A 23249-nucleotide genomic window follows, 5' to 3' on the forward strand; every position below is an offset into this window, starting at 1 on the left:
TCAAATCAACGTTTGATGTTCGTGGTTTCCTGAAGCATTTCATCAACGGTCTGGATTACTTTTGCGTTCGATGAATAGGCGCGCTGGGTCTGAATCATGGCGGTAAGTTCGTTCGCCACGTCAGTTGTAGATTCTTCGCGGGCGAATCCCACAATGCCGTCTGTCGGACCGTCTCCAGCATCCCACATGAAATATGCTCCGCTCTCGAAAGAGGGTCGGTAGGTCTGGCCATCAAGGGCAATCATGCCGTTGGGATTGGGCAAATCGAGTAGGGGGACCTGAAAAATCGTCCGCGTAACGCCGGTGTCGAAGGTAGCATTCACAAAACCGTTTGGGTCAACAGTCACACCAGTCATGTTACCGACGGGCGAGCCATCCTTTGTAATCGAAACTGGTGCGAAGGTGTCTGAAAACTGGCTGATTGCAGAACCTTGCCCCAAATTCCCGATTTCAATAGGCCCACCTGCCACATCAACAATCAGATTGCCGCTTACCGGATCATATGCGCCACCCGAAACAGTTGTGACCGAGGCAAGTGACCCACCTGAAGTACGATCATCGCTGAAGGTCAGAACGTACTCACCGATCGTCACAGACGGATCAACCGAATCGGTAAGTGTCATCGTCCATTCATTTGACGCGCCAGTTGCCGGCACGGATGGGGTGAACGTAATATTCACATTCTCGGAAGTGCCCAGATTTCCAAAGTACTCAACCGCGAGCTGCTGGGCGTCACCGGGCGCGCCTGACACGGTCGATGTCGCGGGCAGGTTGACGCCAAGGGTGATCCGCGTCGTCGGCTCCCCAGAAAGCTGGTTTACGTTAATGCGGACAGGTTCAAGCCCCTCGTCCGTATTGCGTGGAAATGTCGGGATTGTGCCGTTCGGATTTGCAGGCCAGCCCAAAAGTACTAGGCCTGAATTAGTTGTCAAATACCCGTTTGAATCAGTTCTGAAAGAGCCTGTCGAGGTTAGCAAAAGTTCGGTGTCGCCATTGCCTACGTTCAGGTCCGACACTCGCCCTACAGGCAAAAAGCCGCGGCCGCGCACGGCAAGGTCAGTCGCATTGGATGTGGCCACCAAGGAACCGTTTTGATCAATAAGCCGTGTCGTATCTGCCCGCACGCCGCCGGCGGTATAATTGCCGCCATTGCCTGAAATAACCATAGATTCAAAATTTGTCTGAACCCGTCTATATCCCGGAGTCGAGGAATTTGCGATATTATCCGAAATGCTGGACAATCGTGAGGCATTGGATTGAAGCCCCGCAACCCCTGCGTTTAGCGAAGATGATATTGTCATAGACACGCCTTTCTGCTCTGCCAATCTGTTCTGGTACAAGGCATATCCCGACATCCTTTAATGTCGGACTAACAGATAAAATTCAGTCTACTTGATTGGATCAGGATACATCCCTCAACAGGATGATTTCGATTCTGTCATTCCGGATGTCCATCGGGTTGTGTACAGCATTCTCGCGGTCGGCGTGTCCTGTAACCCGCTTTATGCGCGCAGCCATGATGGCATTTCGCTCCATCAAAAGCCGAACTTGGGTCGCGCGCTGCTGTGATAGGTCCCAAACAGTATTGTCCTTCAGAACAATGGGCTGTGTGCGGACGTGCCCCCCGATTGCGATATCGTTTTGCACTGTTTTGCTAATCTCGGAAATCAATACGACAATGTCGCGCATCAGCTGTGTTGGCGTCGCACTGCCATCCTCGAAAATCTGGAGCTCCGCCCATGAGAAGATCTCGATCACCATCCCTTCGTCCGTGATGCGTGTCACAATATGTTCAAGGGCGTTCTCCATGACCAATGATTCTCCTCCGAACCCCTGAAGCAGCTCGTTCAGGCTCTCGAAGGCGGTGTTCTGGCTGTCGGTATCCTCTGCAATCGCGCCGCGTGCCTTGTCTTCGGCAGCAACACGAACGACCGATGCACCAGTACCGTTTTTGGTGAGGGTCTCTTCGGAAAAGATACTGTCGCCGCCAAAGGCGCCGTTGCCTCCACCCGATGCCTGTAAAATTGGAATTGTCGGCGCAAAATAGTCCGCCAACCCTTGCTTTTGTTTTTCCGTGGTCGCGTTCAATAGCCACATCAACATAAAAAAAGCCATCATCGCAGTGACGAAGTCCGCATAGGCGACCTTCCAGGCACCACCATGATGGCCGCCGCCTTTGATGACCTTTTTACGTTTAATAATGACTGGCGCTACATTTGCTTGTGCAGTCATATCTACCACCTCATTTTCACCCGTTCCAGCAATAGCGGAACAGCCGTTAGGAAAAGCCTAATGCATCATTTGTGGTTAGCAGCAGGTAAACATTGCAAACGCGGAGCGTTTTCTGCCAGATCAACATATGGACGATGTGATCACTGACAGCCGCTATTCATGGAGCCGCCTTGTGCTGACCCTTTTGGTGGGGACAGTAATCAACGCAGGGATGTGGGCCATTGTTGTGATCATGCCTGCGGTCGAGGTTGAATATGGTGGCAGCCGTGCATTGGCCTCGCTCCCCTATACACTGACGATGATCGGGTTCGCGACGGGCAACTATGCACTGGGACGTGCGGTAGACCGCTTTGGAATCACGCTGTCGTTATGTGTTGCAGCTGTGTTGACGGGACTGGGATATGTACTTGCGACACTGTCAGGTTCGCTCCTGATGCTTTCTTTTGCGCAGCTGTTGGTTGGCTTTGCCTCGGCTGTGGGGTTCGGACCATTGATTGCCGACATCTCGCACTGGTTTGTGCGCAAACGTGGCATTGCGGTTGCGATCGCAGCGTCGGGAAACTACCTCTCGGGTGCCATCTGGCCGATGCTACTCGCTACTGTTTTGGAAGACAGCGGTTGGCGGGCGGTCTATCTGGTGATGGCGGCTGTGACGCTAGCAACTGTGATTCCGCTTTCCTTTGCGCTACGCCGCCGTTTGCCGGAGGAGGCGCAGACGGCCGCGCACTCAGCATCAATGCTAAACGCGAAATCTGCGGGACTGTCGCCGCGTGCACTGCAGTACATGTTGGGGTTTGCCGGCATCGGATGTTGTGTCGCGATGTCGATGCCTCAGGTGCATATCGTGGCGCTTTGTGTCGGTCTTGGCTATGGCCCGGCTGTTGGCGCGCAAATGCTGTCATTGATGCTTCTGGGTGGCGTCGTGTCGCGTATTATATCAGGGCTGTTGGCCGATCGCCTCGGCGGTGTACGGACGCTGCTCATCGGATCATGTCTGCAAATGCTTGCGCTATTTTTGTATTTGCCTGCGGGAGGTATGGTTTCGCTGTATATGGTGAGTATGGTTTTTGGCCTGAGCCAAGGCGGGATTGTACCCAGCTATGCGCTTATTGTGCGCGAATACATGCCTGCCAAAGAGGCGGGTGCGCGCGTGGGATTTGTCATGATGGCGACGATTTTGGGGATGGCACTGGGAGGCTGGCTGTCGGGGCTTATCTATGATTTGAGCGGATCTTACACTCTGGCCTTCGTCAACGGGATCGTCTGGAACGGAATGAACATCGCCATTGTCCTGTGGCTCATGTCGCGCAGCCGTCCCCGTGTGCGTGCGGTGGCTCCTGCCTGAATTACCACTTTCGCCGTTTCGCGAGGGTGATCTGTTTCTGCCTTTCCCGGAACCGGTTTTTGTCATCCTCGGTCGTCTGGCCCACGCAGTAGTGACAGCTCACTCCAGCTTCATAGCCACTGCGCTCTCTATCGCTCGGGAGGATGGGGCGGCGGCAACCATGGCACAGCAGATGCGGACCCGGCTTTAATCCGTGCTCCACACTTACTCTGTTATCAAAAACGAAGCATGATCCCTGCCATGTCGTTTCCGCAGCTGGCACCTCTTCGAGATATTTCAAAATACCCCCCTTGAGGTGGAACACATCCTCAACGCCCTGACCCAGTAGATAGTTGGTCGACTTTTCACACCGGATGCCGCCCGTACAAAACATCGCTATCTTTTTGTTGTGAAAGCGATCCTTGTTGGCCTCCCACCACGCGGGAAACTCGCCGAAGCTGGCGGTTTTAGGGTCAATCGCTCCTTCAAACGTGCCAATCGCAACTTCGTAATCATTCCGCGTGTCAATCACGGCGACATCATCACGCCCGATCAGGTCGTTCCAATCCTGCGCATCAACGTAGTGTCCGACACTCGCGAGCGGATCGACCTCTGGCTGGCCCATTGTCACGATCTCCCGCTTGATCTTTACCTTCATTTTACCAAACGGAGCCACATCCGCGTGGGAAATTTTGAATTCAAGCGCAGCACAACCGGGAAGTGCGCGCAGGTGGCCGATAACAGCCTCAATTGCTGCCGGTGTTTCGGCTGCAATAGTCCCGTTCACACCTTCGCGCGCTAACAAAAGTGTGCCGCTCACCCCCTGCGCAAGGCACAGCTTCAGCAACGGCGGCTTGAGCGCGGCTGGATTCGCAAAGCGGGCAAAGTGGTATAGGGCGGCAATTGTATGCATGGGTTGCCAAATAGGCTGCGCAGGGGTTGTTGCGCAAGAGGGGAGCAGGCTAAAACAACCCAAATAGATGCCACAGCAATGAAACAACACACAGAATGAGATACCTATGCATGCGCTTCTTGTGATTGATGTCCAGAATGATTTTTGCCCCGACGGAGCACTTGCCGTGGCGGGGGGGAGCGAGATTGTCGCCGGCATTAATGCCCTGATGGGCAAGTTTGATGCCGTCGTGCTAACTCAGGACTGGCATCCGGCGGGTCATTCTTCGTTTGCATCCTCGCATGCGGACGCAGCGCCCTATGATCTGATAGAGATGCCTTATGGCACGCAGGTCCTGTGGCCCGAGCATTGCATTCAGGGAACAAGCGGTGCTGCATTTCATCCCGTGTTAGAGACGGATCGCGCCGATCTGATCGTCCGCAAAGGCTTTAATCCGGCGATCGACAGCTATTCTGCATTTTTCGAGAATGATCATAAGACGCCTACGGGACTGGAAGGGTATTTGCGCACGCGGGGCATTACGCAGGTCACACTTGTGGGCCTCGCACTGGATTTTTGTGTGAACTACTCGGCGGTTGATGCCGCACAACTTGGGTTCGAGGTGACTGTAGACACGGGACTATGTCGTGCAATCGACCTTGATGGCTCAGGCGCGGCGGCACAAAAAGCGATGACAGCCGCTGGTGTTACCCTGAGCTAAAGGGGGGAGTCAGGAATGGGCGCCAGTTGCAAAATTCCGAGGGCATCCAATCCGCCCTGCCAGCAACAGCAGCACAAGCGCAATAAATAAAACCACGACCAGCAGGCCTGCCGTGACGATCTGATCACTCACGGGGTTGGTGTGATTGTCTGTCAGAATAACAATCGCCAGCATCGCACCGGGTGATGTAATCGAAGGCATAGCGAGTGGGAATACCGCACCGGCAAGGTGATCCCGCTCTGCGGCTTCGATCTCTTGTTGAGGCTTTGTGTCGCCAAGAATCATGCTGAGAGCAAAGAGGAACAGGATAATTCCGCCTGCAACCTGAAAGGACCCCAGTCTGAGGCCCAGCGACTCAAGCAGAAATTAACCCGCCACCAAAAAGGCCATCAACACGAGTCCGGCTACCAGAACAACGCGTACGGCAAACTGGCGGTGCAGCTTTTCGGGACATTTGCAGTGGCATAAATAAAAACCGGCAAGCTGCCGATGGGATCAATGACTACAAATAATGTAATCAGTTCACGAAAAAGATGTGGTCAGTCGAACATCATGAATTGCCTATATTTTATTGCAGATGTCGCTACCACACCTTGGGATCGGGGTCATTGCCTATTCTCTTGCTCCCGTTGGGGTGTTGGGCCACAAACACGGGACAAAAGGGAGTTTGCATCATGGTCGATATCGCCACCCGCGTCTGGAACCACAAATGGAGGATCGACCCCATTGTGCGCTCGTTGATCGATACAGATTTTTACAAGCTGTTGATGTGCCAGTCGATCTTCCGCAATAAGCCGGATACACAGGTGACGTTCAGTTTGATTAACCGCTCGCAGAATGTCCCGCTGGCCAAACTGATAGACGAAGGAGAGTTGCGTGAGCAACTCGATCACATCCGTACGCTTAGCCTGAGCCGAGGTGAGTCCACATGGCTGCGGGGCAACACATTCTACGGCAAGCGCCAGATGTTCCGATCTGATTTTATGGAGTGGTTCGAGAACCTGCGCCTGCCGCCTTACCACCTTGAGCGCAAAGGCGACCAGTACGAGCTGACGTTTGAGGGCAAATGGCACGAGGTTATGCTTTGGGAAATTCCTGCCCTTGCAGTGCTGATGGAGCTGCGCGGCCGCAGTGTTTTGGGCAAGATGGAGCAGTTTGAGCTACAGATCCTCTATGCGCGCGCGATGACACGGGTTTGGGAAAAGGTCGAGGCATTGCGCGATATACCTGATCTATCGATTGCCGATTTCGGTACCCGCCGACGCCACAGTTTCCTCTGGCAGGATTGGTGCGTGCAGGCCATGAACGAGGGCCTTGGTCCTAAATTTACGGGCACGAGTAACTGCAAGATCGCCATGAAGCGGGAGTTGGAAGCGATCGGCACCAACGCTCATGAGCTGCCGATGGTCTATGCCGCCCTGACCAAAACCGATGAAGATTTGTTTCAGGCGCCCTATAAGGTGCTGGAGGATTGGCACGAAGAACACGAAGGTAATCTGCGCATCATCCTCCCGGACACCTACGGCTCCCAAGGCTTTCTTGATAATGCGCCCGACTGGCTTGCCGGTTGGACGGGTATCCGCATCGATAGCGGTGACCCCGCCACCGCCGCGCAGCAGGCGATTGACTGGTGGAAATCCCGCGGTGAGGATCCGCGCGACAAAAGGGTGATTTTCAGTGATGGCCTCGACGTAGCCAAGATAAAGGAACTGCACGCGCAGTTTGCCGGCAAAACAGCAATATCCTTTGGTTGGGGCACGCTTTTAACCAATGATTTCCGCGAGCTGGTTCCCGGTGATGCGCTGGCCCCATTCAGCCTTGTGTGCAAGGCGGTAAGTGCCAATGGCGTGCCGACTGTTAAGCTGTCCGATAATCCGAACAAAGCGATGGGCCCGAAAGACGAAATCGAGCGCTACAAGCGCGTGTTCAGCATGGGAGAGCAAAAGTCCCAGGAGGTGATTGTATGACCACAACCCACGAAGCCGATGAAGATGCGCGCAATCAGGATATCCTGATTTATGTCAACGGCGCGCTTAAGCCACGTGCCGAGGCAACCGTATCGGTTTATGACAGTGGCTTCTTGCTCGGGGACGGTATGTGGGAGGGAATGCGGCTTTATAACGGGGTCTGGGCGTTTTTTGACGAGCATATGGACCGTTTTTTTAATTCCTGCAAAGCCGTCTCGCTTGATGTTGGTATGGACGAGGCTGGTATTGCAGAGGCCTTACGCATGACCGCAGAGGCCAACAATATGACCACTGACGTGCATTGTCGGCTGATGTTAACACGAGGTGTAAAGGTAAAACCGTTCCAGCATCCGTCGCTGTCGCGGAGCGGGCCCACTCTTGTGATTATCATGGAGCATTCAAAGCCGGTGGAAAAGCTGGGAACGCAGGGCATCCGCCTTGCTACTGTGCCTCAGGTGCGAGGATTACCTATGTCGCAGGATGCCAAGTATAACAGCCATTCCAAGTTGAACTGCGTCATTGCTTGCCTTCAGGCAGAGCAAGCGGGTGCCGATGAGGCGCTGATGCTGGACCCGCATGGATTTGTGAACACCACAAACGCGTGTAACTTCTTCATTGTGCGGCGCGGCGAGGTTTGGACCTCGACCGGCGATTACTGCATGAACGGTGTGACGCGACAAAAGGTGATCGATCTATGCCGCGCAGACGGGATCCCCGTATTCGAGAAAAACTACTCCCTCTACGAGGCAATCGGCGCGGATGAGGCATTTCTCACAGGAACTTTTGGAGCGCAGACAATGGTTTCGCAGATCGACGGCAAACCGATCGGCAATGGCACGCATCATGTGACGGAGAGGATACGCCAGTTGTACAAGCAGGCCATTGCCGAGAATATCGCCCGCTAGGCTCTGGCGGATGCGCGGCGCGTTTTTATACTCGTCCGAACAAACGATGCGATGAATATTGCGGTCAGAATCAGGATGATCGTAGGCGCGGGCGCACTATCGAGGAAAAAGCTCGCATAGACACCCAGCACGCTCGAGATCATGGTAACGCCGACTGCAATCGGCAGCATGCGCGAGAATTGCTGAGTCAGTAAAAACGCGATCGCGCCGGGCGCAATAAGCAGACCGATCGACAGGATAATACCCACCGCTGACAATGTCGCCACGATAGTCAGCGATATCAATGCCAGAAGGCCATAGTGCAACCAGCCCACACGGAGCCCTACCGCCTGTGCCTGCACCGGATCGAAGGCGTGAAGCATCAGATCGCGCTGCTTTGCCAGTATTACGATCGCAACAAAGAGGGATATCAAACCCGCAGTCCATAAATCAGCATTGCCCACGCCCAACATATTTCCAAACAGGATATGATCGAGGTGAATGTCGGTGGAAATCTTTGTGTACATGACGATACCAAATCCGAACATGCCTGAGAACACGATGCCCATAACAGTATCTTGTTTGATCCGGCTGTTATCGGACAGGAACCCCGTAGCAAGCGCACAGAACATACCTGCACAAAACGCACCGATGATGAGGGGAATGCCTAGTACATAGGCGGCCACAACACCCGGAAGGACGGCATGGCTTATGGCATCGCCCATAAGAGACCAGCCCTTAAGCACCAGATAACACGATAACAGACTGGTCGGCACCGCAATCATCATCATGATCAGAAACGCACTCTGCATAAACGGAAATTGGAATGGCTGGAGCAAAGTCTCGATCATGGTATCAGCGCCTCCCGCGCCTTGCGACGAGCCGCGAGGTAGCCGTGCTTGGGCGCGAACACGAATGCCAAAAGAAAGATCAAGGTTTGCATCGTCACGATGATGCCGCCCGTGGCACCATCCACAAAAAAGCTCAGGTAGGCACCGAAGAATGAGGTTAGCGCGCCGATTGCTACACTCAGAACAAGAAGGCGCGGGAAGCGGTCGGTAAGCAGGTAGGCAGTGGCGCCCGGTGTCACCACCATCGCAATTACCAAAAACGCGCCAACCGTTTGGAGTGCGGCCACGCATGACGCCGATAGCAACATGAAAAAGATCACTTTAAGCAGATCAGGCTTCAAGCCGATCGAACGCGCATGATTTTCATCAAAGAAAGTCACCATCAGATCTTTCCATTTGGCCAATAATATCCCCAGCGTCACGAACCCGATGATCGCAAGCTGCAAGGTATCGGAAGGCGTGATCGCTAGAATATTACCCATCGTGATCGTCTGAACAGAGACTGATGTGGGTGATAGGGACACCATAAACAGACCCAGACCGAAAAAGGAGGTAAAGATTAGCCCGATAATAGTATCCTCCTTGAGGCCGGATCGCTGGTTCAGGAACAACATAGCCCCCGCCGCGAGGCCGCCCGCAGCAAAAGCACCCAATGCAAAAGGCAGACCCAGCATATAGGCCCCCGCAACACCCGGTACGATCGAATGGCTCAGGGCATCTCCGATGAGCGACCAACCTTTGAGCATCAGATAGGCCGAAAGAAAGGCGCAAACACCACCTACCAGCGCGCTTACCCACATGGCATTAAACATATAACCGTAGGAGAACGGCAGCAGCAGCGTTTCCATCATTCGATTGTCTCGCGGTCTGTCTCGTCGGCGTATACAACGAAAGGCCGCTCGTCGTCCGTGATCACGCGGATCGTGCGCGCATCGTCGTCATCGTGCAGATCCGAGCCGCCGATTACAAAATGCCGCAAGACGCCACCAAATGCCAACTCCAGATTTTCATGGGTAAATGTCTGCTCGGTTTTGCCGTACGCAATCACTGTTTCCTTGACCAAAATGGTGCGGTCGCAAAACTCCGGGACTGATCCGAGGTTGTGGGTCGAAACGAGCATAACCCGTCCTTCGTCGCGCATGTCGCGCAGCAACTGGATGATCGCATCCTCGGTCTGTACATCTACGCCCGTAAACGGTTCGTCCAGAAGGATAACCTGACCCTCTTGGGCCAATGCGCGTGCAAGAAATACCCGCTTGCGCTGTCCACCCGACAGTTCCCCGATTTGGCGGTGGCGGTATTCGGTCATATTGACCCGTTGCAACGCTTCGGTCACCGCAGCATGGTCGGTCTGTTTTGGATGCCTGAAAAATCCCATATGCCCGTAGCGGCCCATCATCACTACGTCCTCGACCAAGACCGGAAAGGACCAATCGACCTCTTCTGACTGAGGTACATAAGCCACAAGATTCCGCTTCAGCGCCTCTTTAACGGGAAGGCCCAGAACGAAAATTTTGCCCTTTGCCGCCGGAACAAACCCCATAATTGCCTTGAATAGGGTCGATTTACCCGCGCCATTCACACCGACCAGCGCGGTAATAGTACCTGTAGGAATTTCGAATGATGCATCGCGCAACGCGGTGTGACCGTTGCGGTAGGTGACGGTCACATCATGTGCAGTAATTCCTTCATTCATTCTGTAAGCCCTCTCACAATCGTCTCGGAGGTAACGCGCAGCAGATCCAGATAGCTGGGCACTGCGCCGTCCGCTTCTGTAAGGCTATCGACATAAAGGACGCCGCCATAGACGGCGTCTGTTTCGCGCGCGACCTGCTCGGCAGGGGCCTGGGATACGGTGGATTCGCAGAATATGACGGGGATGTTGTTCTCGCGCACTGTGTCGATCACTTTGCGAACCTGTTGGGGGGTGCCTTGCTGGTCGGCATTCATCGGCCAGAGGTACAGTTCTTTCATACCGAAATCTCGGATTAGATAGCTGAACGCGCCTTCACATGTCGCCAGCCAGCGCTGCTGCTCCGGTACGGACAGAATTGCATCACGCAGGGGTGAAATCACTTCTGTTATCTCTGCCTTGTAGGCGTCGGCATTGGCGCGGTAAATGTCGGCGTTATCCGGATCATGCTCGACAAATGCATCGCGTATATTGTCCACGTAGATGAGCGCGGTTGTCAGCCCCATCCAAGCATGAGGGTTTGGCTTTCCATCATATTCACCCTCTGAAATGCTCATCGGCTCAATTCCGTCAGTAAGGGTGGCCGACGGCACATCGCGCAGATTTGACAGGAATTGCTCGAACCAAAGTTCGAGGTTGAGACCGTTCCACAGGATCAAATCCGCATCCTGTGCGCGGATAATATCGCGGGGCGTTGGTGAGTAGCCATGGATTTCCGCACCGGGTTTCGTGATGCTTTCCACGATTGCTGCATCGCCTGCTACGTTTCGCGCCATGTCCGCGATGACCGTAAACGTGGTGACAGCCTTGAATTTTTCTTGGGCAACCGCAGGGGTCGCGCTCAATGCGAGGGTGCTAGCCACCACAATAGCTTTTGCATAAATCGGAAACATGGACATGTTCTTGTTCATCCTTTTGTTCGCAGTCTCGAAATGCTTATGAGAACCATTCACATCTGTAAATAAGAATGATAACGATTCTCAAAGATAGGGCATCGTTGAGAATATAGGGCTGAAATCATGGGCGACGAGAGTGACAGAACAGGAAAAATGACTGCTGCGCTGCGCAAGGCCGGCATTCGTGTCACCCGTCAGCGAATTGCGCTGCTTGCGGTGCTCGCCGAAGCAGTTGACCACCCAGACGCCGTCGAGCTGCATGAGCGCGCAAAGAGGTTGGAGCCTACAGTGTCGCTGGCAACCGTTTATCGCACGTTGTCCGTGTTGGAGGAGGAGGGTGTCGTTCACCGCCATTCATTTCAGGGCGGTGGGGCGCGGTTCGAGACAACACATGAGGACCATCACGACCACATCCTCGACATTGATACCGGTGAAGTGATCGAGTTCCAGTCAAACAAAATCGAACAACTGCAAGAAGAGATCGCACGCGAACTTGGCTATGATGTCGTGCACCATCGCCTCGAGCTGTATTGCCGCAAGAAGCTTTAAGCCTGTTTTAGCCGCTGCTCACGCCAAACAATCAGCAGGCCGCTTGCGAGAATGAGGAGGGCGCCGGGAAAGAGCTCGCGCCACGGTGCTTCGTCAAAAAACACCCAACCCAGCAAAAATGCCAAGGGGATGCCGAAGTAGTTGAACGGCGCAAGGTTGCTCTGTTCTGCCATCCTGTATGCCATGATCAACAAAAGCACTGCAGAGCCTCCGAAGCCGCCCATTGCCATAAGCCACCAGATATCACTGGGCGCCGCAAGCGGAGTGAAGCCCCCTGTCAGCAAGGCGAGGGCGGTTGCGCCCAGCAGGGCGACTATACTGGAATAAAGATTGATCAGAGGTGTTGGCACATCATTATCCATCATGCGCGCCGTCACTCCAACAAGTGCGTAACAGACCGCAGCCCCCAATGGCAAAAGGGCGGCCAGTGAAAAGCTGTCGGACCCCGGCCGCACAATCCAGATAACGCCGACGAACCCTGTGAGGACTGCACCCCACCTGATCCAGCCAACGTTTTCCCGCAGCAGCACGGCTGCAAGCGCGACAGCAAAAAGCGAGTTGGCGTAGGTAATCGTAGAGGCCGTGGCAAAAGTGAGCACTCCGAGCGATAGATAGAAGGAAAATTGTGCAAATGTGAGGATGACACCGCGTGATAGCGCCATCCGCCACTGCCTCAGCTTCCAGATCCGCCCTTTGGCGTGCCATTCCCGCGAGCTGTAGAGAACAATAAGCGAAGGGATCAGCCCGAACGCATTGCGCCAGGCCGACAGCTCTGCCGCGCCATAACGGGGCGACAGATATTTGATAATCAGCCCCATCGCGTCAAACAGCGTCAGCGCGCAGAGGAGCAGGGCAACTGCTGTCAGAGTGCGATCAGTCTTCATTGGCATAAGATGTGTCGGGAACAGAGCAAAGACCAGAAGGGAAGCGCGCAATCGTGCCATCGCGCGGGGAATTGTCTTGCGCCACCGGAGGGAATCCGCATAACTGACGGAGCTTGGTGTCCTTTTGGGGACCGAAAAAGGGAATTCAGTAGGGTGAACCTGATCTGAAGCCGCCCCCGCGACTGTAAGCGGTGAGTTTTTACCCTCACGCCACTTGCCCCCAAAAGGGCTGGGAAGGCAGGTAAAGGCCACGACCCGCGAGCCAGGAGACCTGCCGGGCACGTGTGAAATCAACAATGTCGTCGGGTGTGACGACGAGGAGAAGAACGATGAAAACAGAAGTTAAAGCAGTCGCCGCCACGCGGTCAGCAGCCCTTCCAGCGCTTTTTGCGCTAATTCTCGGTGCTGCGATCATCACGATGACAGGTCATTTGCAGGCGGAAACATTGCATGACGCAGCACACGACATGCGCCACGCAACCGGCTTTCCCTGCCACTAAGGCATGCTTTCTAAATTGCTGACCAGCGCGTTGTTCGCTGGTGCTGCTTCAGGTCTGCTTGTCGGCCTGTTGCAGCTTTTGTTTGTTCAGCCTGTGCTGTTGCACGCCGAGCTATATGAATCCGGTCAGTTGACACATTTCGGTGCCGTTGCAGTTTCGGCGCATCCCGATTTGCCGGGCTTTGACCCCGTTCGCGATCTTTTGAGCATCGTGTTTACTATGCTGACCTATACCGGCTACGCGATGATGCTAGTGGCGCTCATGCTCTTGGCGGATGAGCGGGGCGCGGAAATTAACGCACGTACAGGTATGTTCTGGGGCGTTTGCGGATTCGTGGCGGCGCATCTCGCTCCGGGGTTTTCGCTGGCACCTGAAGTGCCCGGTGTCGCGGCAGCTGATGTTGGTGCGCGCCAGATATGGTGGTTCGCGACTGTAATTGCTGCAGGAATTGCCATGTGGCTTATCGCTTTTGGGCGCAACTGGGCAATGTGGGGCGCGGCTGTGATCTTGCTTGCCGCACCGCACATTATTGGTGCGCCGGAACCGGACAGCTTTACCGGCCCGGTCCCGACAGAGATTGCGGCACTCTTTGCGGCGCGTGCATTCGGCGTAGGCCTCGCAGCTTGGGTCATTCTAGGCTGCCTGTCGGCATATTTCCTCGATAAAGAATCACGTCGGGTGGTATAATTACATGCGTACTTTTATGCTTTTTGTTATTGGTCTGACGTTTGGCGCAGCTGGCGGTTTCGTTGTTGCTGCGGCGAACGGCATTACTTTTGACGGTCATGATCACGCGCAGATCGGCGCGCACGCGGGAATGGATCATGCGGCCATGGGGCATGGTGACATGGACCATTCGGCGGTGCACGATCAGGCCTTCGAAGTAGCCGCTGATATCGCACCTGAACTTGAGGTTATGGTGATGAAAGATCCGATGGCAGGATACAATCTCAATGTCATGGTCAAAGATTTCATCTTTTCTCCCACCTCCGCCAGTCTTGCTCACGTCCCGGGCGAAGGCCATGCACATGTCTATGTGAACGGTGTAAAACTGTCGCGGCTCTATGGAGAATGGATGCATCTGGATGCCTTGCCCAAAGGCACAGTAGAGATCGAGGTGTCGCTAAACACCAACGATCATCGACCGCTCGCAGTTAACGGTGTGCCTATCGAGGCAAAAACTACCATTACTGTGGAATAGACGGCGCTTTCTGCGCTGCCGTTTTTACGCTAAAACGCACCCAAAAGGAGCGGACACTGTGACCACTACCCTTTACGTTTGCACGACCTGTAAGTCAGGTGAAATAAACGAAGACGAGACCCAGCGCCCCGGTGCCAGGCTTTTTCACGCATTAGCTCAGGCGGGCGCCCCGGATGGCGTTCAGATCGTTGGCGTCGAATGTCTGTCCGCATGCAAGGCGGGAGCTGCTGTTGCGCTGTCAGCGGCTGGCAAATGGACGTATGTCTATGGCCACATGACACCTCAGGACGCGCCCGATATCCTTGCGGGGGCTGCGGCCTATGCCGCGACGGACGATGGGCTTGTCCCATGGCGTGAACGCCCTGTTATCTTTCGCAAGCAAAGCCTTGCGCGCATTCCTGCATTTACCCTGCCACCGGAGGCTGCCCAATGAGCGACCTGTCAAAAATCCCCGTTACCGTGATTACCGGCTTTCTCGGCTCCGGCAAAACGACATTGATCCGTCACCTTATGACCCATTCAAAAGGCCGACGTCTGGCCGTGCTGGTAAACGAGTTCGGTACAGTCGGCGTAGACGGCGATATCCTGCGGTCCTGTGCCATACCCGATTGTCCTGTCGAGAACATTGTAGAATTGGCAAACGGTTGTATCTGCTGCACCGTGGCTGATGATTTTATCCCGACAATTGAGGCGCTGATGGCGATGCCTGTGCGCCCCGATCATATCATTATCGAAACCTCCGGCCTGGCGTTGCCAAAACCATTGCTCAAGGCGTTCGACTGGCCCGCGATCCGCTCCAAAATCACCGTTGACGGCGTAATAGCCCTTGCAGATGCCGAGGCGGTTGCGGCAGGCACCTTCGCTTCTGATGTCCACGCCGTCGACGCGCAGCGCAAGGCCGACGAGAGCCTGGATCACGACAGCCCGCTTTCGGAAGTTTTCGAAGACCAGATCAGCTGTGCTGACATCATCTTGTTGTCAAAGGCAGATCTTGCCGGTCCTGACGGTGTGGCAAAAGCCCGCGCTGTGATTGAAGCAGAGAGCCACCGCAAGGTACCAATGATCGAGATGACCGAAGGTGTGATTGATCCCAATGTTGTTCTTGGATTGAACGCCAAGGCCGAGGATGATCTGAACTCCCGTCCATCCCACCATGATGGCCACGACGACCACGAACATGATGATTTCGATACAATTGTTGTGCCAATGCCCGAGATCGAAGATGCGGCGACCCTTGTTGCCGCGATTGAGGTACTTGCTCGCGAGCAGCATATTCTGCGGGTAAAAGGATATGTTGCCGTCAAGGGAAAACCCATGCGTCTGCTGGTGCAGGCCGTCGGTGCGCGGGTTCGCCACCAGTTTGACCGCCCATGGGGCAGTGAGCCGCGCAATGGCTCTCTGGTAGTAATTGCGGAGCATGACCACGTCGACCCAAAGGCAATCCACGCGGCGCTGGGCGCCTAAGCCATGCATGTCGTCTTCCGCGAAAGCCACGGGCTCGAGGATACGCAAACGCCTTATGATCCGGGGCAAGCGCCTGCGGATCTTGTTGTGCTTTCGTTTTCTGACAGTGACCTTGGCGCATTCGGGGCAGGATGGCACCGCGCGGGTGGCGCGCAGGGTGATCTGCCCTCACTACGTCTGTGCAATCTGACAGCACTGCGCCATCCTGCGTCAGTCGATAACTATGTAGAAAAAACCCTAACAGGGGCAAAAGGTATTCTGATCCGCCTTATCGGTGGCGAAAATTATTGGCCTTATGGTGTCATGCAAGTGCAGGACTTTGCTCGCCGCAACGGTATTGCCCTTGCGGTTTTACCTGCGGACGGTCGTGAGGACCCTGCGCTTGATGCGCACTCTACGCTGCCAGTATCGACCCTGCGGCGTTTGCAACACTTGTGTGATGCGGGTGGCGCGGTGGCGGCGCAGGCCGCCCTTGCCCAATTGTCACTTGCTGCGGGCCTTTATGCTGGGCCGGTTCTCGGTACAAAAACAGTGCCCGATTGCGGTTTCTACGACCCTGAAAAAGGGGTGCTGCCCTTCGTGGATACCGTTGGCGATGTGGTTGCCGTCACATTTTATCGCAGCTACCTGACCGCCGCTGATACCGCTCCTATTGATGCCCTGATCCGCAGTTTGCGTTTGCGCGGCTATAACGCCGTTGGTCTCTTTGCGCCTTCTCTGAAAGCCCCTGTCGCAAGAGATTTTTTGCCCTCCGCTCTGGCACAATTAAACCCCCTATCGATTGTCAACGCGACTGCGTTTTCAGGGCGGGGGGCTGACGGTAACTCCCCGCTCGATTCGCAAGGGTGTCCGGTGTTCCAGGTTGCCCTCTCCACAGCGCGAAAGAAAGAATGGGCCGCCTCCGAGCGCGGGATGTCCCCCGCTGATCTGGCCATGCATGTCGTTCTACCGGAAGTCGACGGGCGCATCTTTACGGGTGTTATCAGTTTTAAGGCACCGGATAAGAAGGATCCTGACCTTCAGTTCTCCCGCTTCTCTCACCGCGCCCATGCATCGCGGATCGAGGCGGTCGTTGACCGTATTGACGGCTGGCACCGGCTTGCCAAAATCAAGCCTGATGCGCGTAAACTGGCTATTGTTTTATCAACCTATCCGGGCCGCGAGGACCAGATTGCTCACGCTGTAGGGCTTGACGCACTTGCCAGTGCCGAGGATATGCTCCTCACGCTTGCGACCGCGGGATATACTGTTACGCCCACAATCGGGTTCGGGAAATCCTTGCTGCAAAATAATATTGCATGGCCGCTAAACGCATACGTCGAGGAACTTAAATCTATTCCCGAAGCGCTCCGTCGGGATCTGCTGACTGTGTGGGGCTCACCCGAAGATGATCCTATGGCAAAAGATGGCGCGTTCCACTTCCCAGCTCAGGGCTGCGGAAACGCTCTTGTAGCGCTTCAGCCGGAAAGGGGCGCGATTGCTGCACGCGACACCGACTATCATGACCTTGCTCGCGTGCCGCGCCATTCCTATGTGGCGTTCTATTTGTGGCTACGTGCCCAAGGACATCACGCGCTTGTCCATATTGGCGCGCATGGCACCCTTGAATGGCTACCGGGCAAGGCGGTAGCCCTATCAGATGAATGCTGGCCAGAAGTTTTGACAGCAGATTTACCGGTCATTTATCCCTTTATCGTCAACGATCCCGGTGAGGCGGCGCAGGCCAAGCGGCGGATCGGCGCGGTCACGATTGGCCATGTGCCCCCTCCGATGAAGAACAGCGAAACCCCAGATGCTCTTTTGCGATTGGAGCGGTTGCTGGACGAGTACTCTACAGCAGACGGCCTTGATCCTGCGCGCCGCGACCGCTTGGTGAATACCATCCGCGAGGAGGCCAAGGCGGCAGGGGTCGAGCAAGATCTGGGTCTGACCGAAGACGCCTGTGAAGTCGAAGCGATGACACGGATCGACCGCTTTGTATGTGACATTAAAGAGAGCCAGTATGGCGATGGATTGCATATTTATGGTGCGGCTGAAGGTGAAAACGAGGGATTACTCACTGCGCTGAACGGGCGGCGTGTTCCATCTGGACCTTCAGGCTCGCCCTATCGCGGCCGCAATGATGTTCTGCCAACCGGTCGTAACCTCTATTCCGTTGACCCGCGTTCTGTGCCGTCGCGAAATGCTTACGCGCAGGGGGTCAAGCTGGCCGAGGAGCTATTGCGTCGCCACCTTCAGGACAACGGAGACTGGCCCAAAGGATTGGTTGTGGATCTCTGGGGATCTGCAACGATGCGAACTGCCGGTGAGGAGGTCGCCATGGCGATGCACCTGGCCGGACTTGCACCGAAATGGGATGATGGGTCGGACCGCGTCTCGGGGTTCGAGATACTGCCGCTCACACTGCTGGACCGCCCGCGCATCGACGTGACACTTCGCATTTCTGGCCTGTTCCGCGATATATTTCCCGGATTGGCAGGCCTCTTCGAGGCTGGAACCGCAGCGTTGGCAGAGCGGGAAGAGGCAGATGACATGAACCCCTATAAACAAAAGGCGCCGCGTGTATTCGGCCCTAAACCAGGGCTTTATGGCATGAATATGGAGAGCGCGATGCAAGACTATTCCCCCGAAGGCCGTTCGGCTGCGGGGGACGCGTGGCTCAAAGGATCAGAGTGGGCGCTGGACGCCAAAGGTGATGCGCGCCACGACCGTGCGGGCCTTGAAGCGCGTCTGCGGCAGGCGGACGGATTTGCCCATGTTCAGGATTTGACGGAGACAGACGTTTTACTGTCTTCTGATTATGCCAGTCACGAAGGCGGCTTCGCAGCTGCAATGGCGCACCTCGGCGCACCGGAACCTGCAATGTATCACGTCGACAGTACCCGCATGGGTGCCCCGCGTGCTCGCACTGTGCCTGAGGAAATCGCCCGCGTGGTCCGTGCCCGTGCTGCAAATCCTGATTGGGCCAACGGGATGATGCGCCATGGTTTTCGCGGGGGTGCCGAAATTGCCGCGACCCTTGATAACCTCGCTGCTTTTGCGCATCTGACGCGAAATGTGCCTGCGCATCTGTTTGATCTGTACTTCGATGCAACGCTTGGCCGCGATGATCTGGTTTCCTTTCTAGAGGACGAAAATCCAAAAGCGCTGGAAGAGATGAGAAACCGCTTTGCCGCTTTGCGCGATGCTGGCCTGTGGATCACGCGGCGCAATTCTATTTCTGCTGCGATGGAGGCTGCGGAGTGAGCGATACTGGCTATGAAATCAAAGGTTGGTGCCCCGGCGCATTGCGCCCGATGATGTCGGGGGACGGGCTGGTGGTGCGGGTCCGTCCGTTCGGCGGTCGCTTGCGGCGAGCGCAGGCAGATGGCATCGCATCGCTCGCTGCGGCGCACGGTAACGGATTTCTCGATATCTCGAGCCGCGGAAATATTCAGATTCGAGGCGTCGCCGAGGCGCGACATGGCGCACTTATCGAAGGATTGAGGGTTATGGGGCTCATCGATCCTACCCCTGAGATCGAGAGCCGCCGGAACATCATCGTCACTCCGTTCTGGAATAAGGGTGATGATACCGAGATCCTCACAACCGCTCTAACGCAAGCTCTGGCTTTGCCGGATATGCCGGAGCTGCCCGGAAAATTCGGATTTGCGGTGGATGCAGGCGCCAATCCTGTGTTGCAAGACGCCTCTGCCGACATTCGTCTGGAATGCGATGCTGGCGGCGGTTTAATCCTCGTCGCGGACGGTATGAAAAGGGGTAAGCCAGTCTCACTTGATACCGCAGTGCCGGAGGCCATAGCACTTGCAGACTGGTTTTCGCAATACAAGGGCACTGCTACCCGTATGAAAGCGGTAATCGCGGCGGGTGCAGAGCCTGTGGGCCACATTGTACCGCGCCAAAAAGGAACTTTTGTTCCTAAACCGGGCTACACTCCGAACGGGGCAATTGTCGGTCTTGCTTTCGGTCAGATGAGTGTTGAAACCCTGTCGACACTGGCCAAGCATGGTAGTTTGCGCCTGACTCCCTGGCGCCTAATCCTTGTGGAAAGTGCGCGAATACTCCCCGTGATCGAGGACGTCATCACCGACCCTTCCGATCCGCTTCTTCGTATTATTGCTTGCACGGGTGCACCGCGTTGCGCTCAAGCGTTGGGCGAAACTCGTAAACTGGGTTCTACGCTGGCTCCCCACCTCGCTGCACACCAAACGCTTCATATATCAGGATGTACAAAGGGCTGCGCCCATCCTCGCTCAGCCCCTCTTACGCTGACGGCTCAAAAAGGCGGTTTTGCCCTTATCAAAGATGGAAAAGCAGGGGATACGCCCAGTGTTTCCGGCCTCTCCCCCGATGAATTGAAAGACTATATTTAGAATGCCTCACACCTACATTACCGATGGCGCCGAGATTTATCGCCAATCCTTCGCCACGATACGAGCAGAGTCAGATCTGACACGCTTTACTCCCGAAGAGGAGATTGTTGCGGTGCGGATGATCCATGCAGCAGGCATGGTCGGACTTGAGGCGTTTGTGCATTTTTCGCCGGATATGGCGATTGCCGCCCGTGCTGCCCTCGAGAATGGTGCGCCTATCCTGTGTGATGCCTATATGGTCAGCGAGGGCATCACCCGCAAACGCCTGCCACGCGAAAACGAGGTAATTTGCACGCTGCGTGATGACCGTGTACCGGATTTGGCAAAGGAAATGGGAAACACCCGCTCCGCCGCCGCACTCGAGTTATGGCGCCCGCATCTGTCAGGGGCGGTTGTGGCGATTGGCAATGCGCCCACTGCGCTGTTTCACTTGTTAAATATGTTGGAAGATCCTGATTGCCCACGCCCTGCCGCGATAATCGGTTGCCCGGTCGGATTTATCGGCGCAGCCGAAAGTAAAGACGCGCTGATGGAGGTTCAACCGGTGCCATCGATGATCGTAAAGGGGCGCTTGGGAGGATCAGCAATCACCGTCGCCGCTATCAATGCTCTTGCTAGCAGGGTTGAATAGGATGGGTCGCGTTATCTGTGCAGGCTTGGGCCCCGGTGATCCAGAACTGATGAGCGTAAAGTCTGACCGTGTTATTCGGGGCGCTAGACATATTGCGTATTTTCGCAAAAAAGGGCGACCCGGTCAGGCGCGCAGCATTGTGCAAGGTATGCTGCGCGATGACGTAGTCGAATATCCCATGGAATATCCGGTCACGACCGAGCTTCACTTTGGCTCGGATGAATACAAGCAGTTGATGATAGATTTTTATGCGGAGTGGGCCGACAAACTCGACATGCTCGCAAGGGAGCACGAGGTTGTGGTTCTCTGCGAGGGCGACCCGTTTTTCTATGGGTCGTTTATGCATCTGCATACCCGACTTCAGGGCCGCGCAGAGGTCGAGGTCCTTCCGGCCATTCCGGGTATGGTGGGATGTTGGAACAGCCTTGATACTCCCTTCACATGGGGGGACGATGTGATGAGCGTTCTGATGGGGACGCTGCCCGAGGAGGATTTGATCGAGCATATGGGCCGCGCAGATGCCTTGGTAATTATGAAAACAGGGCGTAATCTTCCCCGCGTGCGCCGTGCTCTGGCCGCGACTGGGCGACTGGAGGATGCATGGCTGGTCGAGAAGGGCACTATGCCGCAACAGCGTATCGCAAAGCTGGCAGAGGTCGCTGATGATGACTGCCCCTATTTCGCGATTGTACTGGTCCACGGTCAGGGACGTCGCCCCGAGGCTGAGGAATGAGCGGCTGGATCGCGATTGTCGGCCTTGGTCCGGGGCGTGAAACGTTGGTAACACCTGAAGTGCGTGATGTCATTTCGCAGGCGACGGATGTGATCGGCTATATCCCTTATGTTAACCGGATCTCCCCGCGTGACGGTCTTACCCTTCATGCTACCGATAACCGCGTCGAGATCGACCGCGCCACCCACGCCCTCACCCTTGCCCAAAATGGCGCGCGCGTTGTTGTGGTATCTTCCGGCGACCCCGGAGTTTTCGCGATGGCCTCTGCTGTGTTCGAGGCGCTAGAGGCTCAACCCCGATTTGAGGGCGTCGAGATTACTGTGATGCCAGGTATCACTGCAATGTTGGCAGCCTCCGCTGCCGCAGGGGCACCATTGGGCCATGATTTTTGTGCGATCAATCTTAGCGATAATCTCAAACCTTGGAGCGTAATCGAGCACCGTCTGCGCATGGCCTCCCGTGCTGATTTTGCGATGGCTTTCTATAATCCGCGCTCAAAGTCCCGTCCTCACCAATTCGGTGAAGCGCTTGCGATCTTGCGTGAGGAATGTGGGACTGATCGTTTGATTACCTTTGCCCGCAACGTAAGCCATGCCGACCAGCGCTTGAATACGGTGAGCTTGGGGGAGGCGACCGAAGATATGGCAGATATGCGAACGGTTGTGATAGTAGGCAACTCTGCTACCCGCCGCGTTGGTCCGTATATCTATACGCCGCGCTCGGCGCTATGATGCAACCAATGCAAAACAGTGTCTATTTCAGCGGCTTTTTCCGTTTTTGGCCTGTGCGGCCGATCGATCATAATGACTTGCAGCCCCAGTTTCCGCGCAGCTTCTATTTTGGCCACAGCGCCGCTGCCGCCTGCGTTCTTCGCCACAATATGCGTGATGTTATGCGCCTGCATAAGGGCGATATCGCCGGCCACGTCAAACGGCCCTCGGGCCAGAACGACGGTATGGTCGGGCAAATCAATCGCCGCCACAGGCGGATCTACAAGCCGCAAAAGATAATGATGGTCGGGACACGCCGCGAATTGATCAACGTGCATCCGGCCGATTGCAAGGAATACGCGGGCAGGGATGTTAGGGAGTGCATCGCAAGCGGCAGCTATTGTTGGAACATGTATCCATCTATCAGCAGTTTTTGCACGCCACGCCGGCCGCTCCAGCCGCAGCAGGGGCACATTACACCCAGCGCAGGCCGAATGCGCATTCCAGCCCATTGTCGCGGCAAAAGGATGTGTGGCGTCAACGACATGGCTGATCCGCGCATCACGCAGATAATTCTTCAACCCTGCGATGCCGCCGAACCCCCCCACCCGTGTTTCAACCGGCTGCGCCATGGGGACGTTTGTTCGGCCTGCATAAGAGAATATAGCCTCTATTCCGTTGCCTTTAAGGGCCATGGCCAGCGCACTGGCCTCTGTCGTGCCACCCAGAAGAAGGACGCGCATG

The 23249-nt window shown here is 55.5% G+C and carries 26 protein-coding genes and 1 riboswitch; of the genes, 15 read left to right on the forward strand and 11 right to left on the reverse strand.

Annotated features, from left to right (window positions below; all coding sequences use genetic code 11):
- Window positions 1–5 precede the first annotated feature (5 nt).
- Both C8N30_RS08595 and C8N30_RS08600 read right to left on the reverse strand, forming a co-directional pair.
- Window positions 6–1301 carry a flagellar hook protein FlgE gene (locus tag C8N30_RS08595; RefSeq protein ID WP_084273634.1) on the reverse strand — a complete coding sequence of 432 codons (1296 nt, stop codon included), beginning with the start codon at window positions 1299–1301 and terminating at the stop codon, window positions 6–8.
- A gap of 100 nt (window positions 1302–1401) precedes the next feature.
- A complete protein-coding gene (locus C8N30_RS08600) occupies window positions 1402–2232 on the reverse strand; it encodes a flagellar motor protein MotB (RefSeq protein WP_025064098.1) in 831 nt (276 codons plus the stop codon).
- A 127-nt stretch (window positions 2233–2359) separates the two neighbouring features.
- On the opposite strand from C8N30_RS08600, the gene C8N30_RS08605 reads away from it, so the two are divergent.
- Window positions 2360–3577 carry an MFS transporter gene (locus C8N30_RS08605; RefSeq protein ID WP_025064099.1) on the forward strand — a complete coding sequence of 406 codons (1218 nt, stop codon included), beginning with the start codon at window positions 2360–2362 and terminating at the stop codon, window positions 3575–3577.
- 1 nt (window position 3578) lies between these two features.
- On the opposite strand, the gene trhO is transcribed toward C8N30_RS08605, so the two are convergent.
- A complete protein-coding gene (trhO, locus tag C8N30_RS08610) occupies window positions 3579–4469 on the reverse strand; it encodes an oxygen-dependent tRNA uridine(34) hydroxylase TrhO (protein ID WP_025064100.1) in 891 nt (296 codons plus the stop codon).
- A 106-nt stretch (window positions 4470–4575) separates the two neighbouring features.
- Between trhO and pncA the strand changes: the two genes are divergently transcribed.
- Entirely contained in the window at window positions 4576–5169 is a 594-nt protein-coding gene (pncA, locus tag C8N30_RS08615) for a bifunctional nicotinamidase/pyrazinamidase (RefSeq protein ID WP_025064101.1), read from the forward strand.
- Window positions 5170–5178: 9 nt separating this feature from the next.
- On the opposite strand, the gene C8N30_RS19575 is transcribed toward pncA, so the two are convergent.
- Entirely contained in the window at window positions 5179–5532 is a 354-nt protein-coding gene (locus C8N30_RS19575) for a MarC family protein (protein WP_322787455.1), read from the reverse strand.
- A 41-nt stretch (window positions 5533–5573) separates the two neighbouring features.
- Window positions 5574–5690 carry a hypothetical protein gene (locus C8N30_RS19940; RefSeq protein WP_338054582.1) on the reverse strand — a complete coding sequence of 39 codons (117 nt, stop codon included), beginning with the start codon at window positions 5688–5690 and terminating at the stop codon, window positions 5574–5576.
- 153 nt (window positions 5691–5843) lie between these two features.
- Here C8N30_RS19940 and pncB point away from each other — a divergent pair, with 153 nt between their 5' ends.
- Complete coding sequence (gene pncB, locus C8N30_RS08625; RefSeq protein ID WP_025064102.1) at window positions 5844–7136, forward strand: nicotinate phosphoribosyltransferase; 1293 nt, start codon at window positions 5844–5846, stop codon at window positions 7134–7136.
- Window positions 7133–8041, forward strand: a complete 909-nt coding sequence (locus C8N30_RS08630; RefSeq protein ID WP_025064103.1) for an aminotransferase class IV — start codon at window positions 7133–7135, stop codon at window positions 8039–8041. Before pncB ends, C8N30_RS08630 begins: the two co-directional genes overlap by 4 nt.
- Here the strand turns inward: C8N30_RS08630 and C8N30_RS08635 are convergent.
- From C8N30_RS08635 to C8N30_RS08650, 4 genes are read right to left on the reverse strand one after another with little or no spacing between them, the layout of a single operon-like run.
- Entirely contained in the window at window positions 8038–8871 is an 834-nt protein-coding gene (locus C8N30_RS08635; RefSeq protein WP_025064104.1) for a metal ABC transporter permease, read from the reverse strand. The two genes, C8N30_RS08630 and C8N30_RS08635, sit on opposite strands and share 4 nt — an antisense overlap.
- On the reverse strand, window positions 8868–9722 hold the full coding sequence (locus C8N30_RS08640) for a metal ABC transporter permease (RefSeq protein WP_025064105.1): 855 nt from the start codon (window positions 9720–9722) through the stop codon (window positions 8868–8870). Before C8N30_RS08640 ends, C8N30_RS08635 begins: the two co-directional genes overlap by 4 nt.
- The gene (locus tag C8N30_RS08645; RefSeq protein WP_025064106.1) at window positions 9719–10567 is read right to left on the reverse strand and encodes a manganese/iron ABC transporter ATP-binding protein; all 849 of its coding nucleotides are present in this window, start codon (window positions 10565–10567) and stop codon (window positions 9719–9721) included. The genes C8N30_RS08640 and C8N30_RS08645 overlap by 4 nt, the downstream gene beginning before the upstream one ends.
- Window positions 10564–11457, reverse strand: a complete 894-nt coding sequence (locus tag C8N30_RS08650; RefSeq protein ID WP_025064107.1) for a metal ABC transporter substrate-binding protein — start codon at window positions 11455–11457, stop codon at window positions 10564–10566. Before C8N30_RS08650 ends, C8N30_RS08645 begins: the two co-directional genes overlap by 4 nt.
- 126 nt (window positions 11458–11583) lie before the next feature.
- Between C8N30_RS08650 and C8N30_RS08655 the strand changes: the two genes are divergently transcribed.
- A complete protein-coding gene (locus C8N30_RS08655; protein ID WP_025064108.1) occupies window positions 11584–12009 on the forward strand; it encodes a Fur family transcriptional regulator in 426 nt (141 codons plus the stop codon).
- On the opposite strand, the gene C8N30_RS08660 is transcribed toward C8N30_RS08655, so the two are convergent.
- Window positions 12006–12893 carry a DMT family transporter gene (locus C8N30_RS08660; protein WP_232222856.1) on the reverse strand — a complete coding sequence of 296 codons (888 nt, stop codon included), beginning with the start codon at window positions 12891–12893 and terminating at the stop codon, window positions 12006–12008. The two genes, C8N30_RS08655 and C8N30_RS08660, sit on opposite strands and share 4 nt — an antisense overlap.
- Window positions 12894–12991: 98 nt before the next feature.
- Window positions 12992–13186, forward strand: a riboswitch (cobalamin riboswitch).
- Between the two features lie 36 nt (window positions 13187–13222).
- Between C8N30_RS08660 and C8N30_RS08665 the strand changes: the two genes are divergently transcribed.
- From C8N30_RS08665 to cobJ, 10 genes are read left to right on the forward strand one after another with little or no spacing between them, the layout of a single operon-like run.
- Window positions 13223–13393, forward strand: coding sequence for a CbtB domain-containing protein (locus C8N30_RS08665; protein WP_084273635.1), 171 nt, complete (start codon window positions 13223–13225; stop codon window positions 13391–13393).
- A gap of 3 nt (window positions 13394–13396) precedes the next feature.
- Window positions 13397–14080, forward strand: coding sequence for a CbtA family protein (locus tag C8N30_RS08670; RefSeq protein WP_025064110.1), 684 nt, complete (start codon window positions 13397–13399; stop codon window positions 14078–14080).
- Window positions 14081–14096: 16 nt separating this feature from the next.
- Window positions 14097–14594 carry a hypothetical protein gene (locus tag C8N30_RS08675; RefSeq protein WP_232222857.1) on the forward strand — a complete coding sequence of 166 codons (498 nt, stop codon included), beginning with the start codon at window positions 14097–14099 and terminating at the stop codon, window positions 14592–14594.
- A gap of 58 nt (window positions 14595–14652) precedes the next feature.
- Entirely contained in the window at window positions 14653–15027 is a 375-nt protein-coding gene (locus C8N30_RS08680) for a DUF1636 family protein (protein WP_025064112.1), read from the forward strand.
- The gene (gene cobW / locus C8N30_RS08685; protein ID WP_025064113.1) at window positions 15024–16058 is read left to right on the forward strand and encodes a cobalamin biosynthesis protein CobW; all 1035 of its coding nucleotides are present in this window, start codon (window positions 15024–15026) and stop codon (window positions 16056–16058) included. The genes C8N30_RS08680 and cobW overlap by 4 nt, the downstream gene beginning before the upstream one ends.
- A gap of 3 nt (window positions 16059–16061) precedes the next feature.
- On the forward strand, window positions 16062–19304 hold the full coding sequence (gene cobN / locus C8N30_RS08690) for a cobaltochelatase subunit CobN (protein WP_025064114.1): 3243 nt from the start codon (window positions 16062–16064) through the stop codon (window positions 19302–19304).
- Window positions 19301–20431: a precorrin-3B synthase gene (gene cobG, locus C8N30_RS08695; RefSeq protein ID WP_025064115.1), complete on the forward strand. Its 1131-nt coding sequence runs from the start codon at window positions 19301–19303 to the stop codon at window positions 20429–20431. Before cobN ends, cobG begins: the two co-directional genes overlap by 4 nt.
- 1 nt (window position 20432) lies before the next feature.
- Window positions 20433–21062: a precorrin-8X methylmutase gene (locus C8N30_RS08700; RefSeq protein WP_025064116.1), complete on the forward strand. Its 630-nt coding sequence runs from the start codon at window positions 20433–20435 to the stop codon at window positions 21060–21062.
- Between the two features lies 1 nt (window position 21063).
- The gene (locus C8N30_RS08705) at window positions 21064–21795 is read left to right on the forward strand and encodes a precorrin-2 C(20)-methyltransferase (RefSeq protein WP_025064117.1); all 732 of its coding nucleotides are present in this window, start codon (window positions 21064–21066) and stop codon (window positions 21793–21795) included.
- Complete coding sequence (gene cobJ / locus C8N30_RS08710) at window positions 21792–22526, forward strand: precorrin-3B C(17)-methyltransferase (protein WP_025064118.1); 735 nt, start codon at window positions 21792–21794, stop codon at window positions 22524–22526. The genes C8N30_RS08705 and cobJ overlap by 4 nt, the downstream gene beginning before the upstream one ends.
- On the opposite strand, the gene C8N30_RS08715 is transcribed toward cobJ, so the two are convergent.
- Window positions 22502–23248: a cobalt-precorrin-6A reductase gene (locus C8N30_RS08715; protein ID WP_025064119.1), complete on the reverse strand. Its 747-nt coding sequence runs from the start codon at window positions 23246–23248 to the stop codon at window positions 22502–22504. The genes cobJ and C8N30_RS08715 overlap by 25 nt on opposite strands.
- Between the last annotated feature and the right edge of the window lies 1 nt (window position 23249).

Source organism: Sulfitobacter guttiformis (genome assembly GCF_003610455.1).
Lineage (GTDB): Bacteria > Pseudomonadota > Alphaproteobacteria > Rhodobacterales > Rhodobacteraceae > Sulfitobacter > Sulfitobacter guttiformis.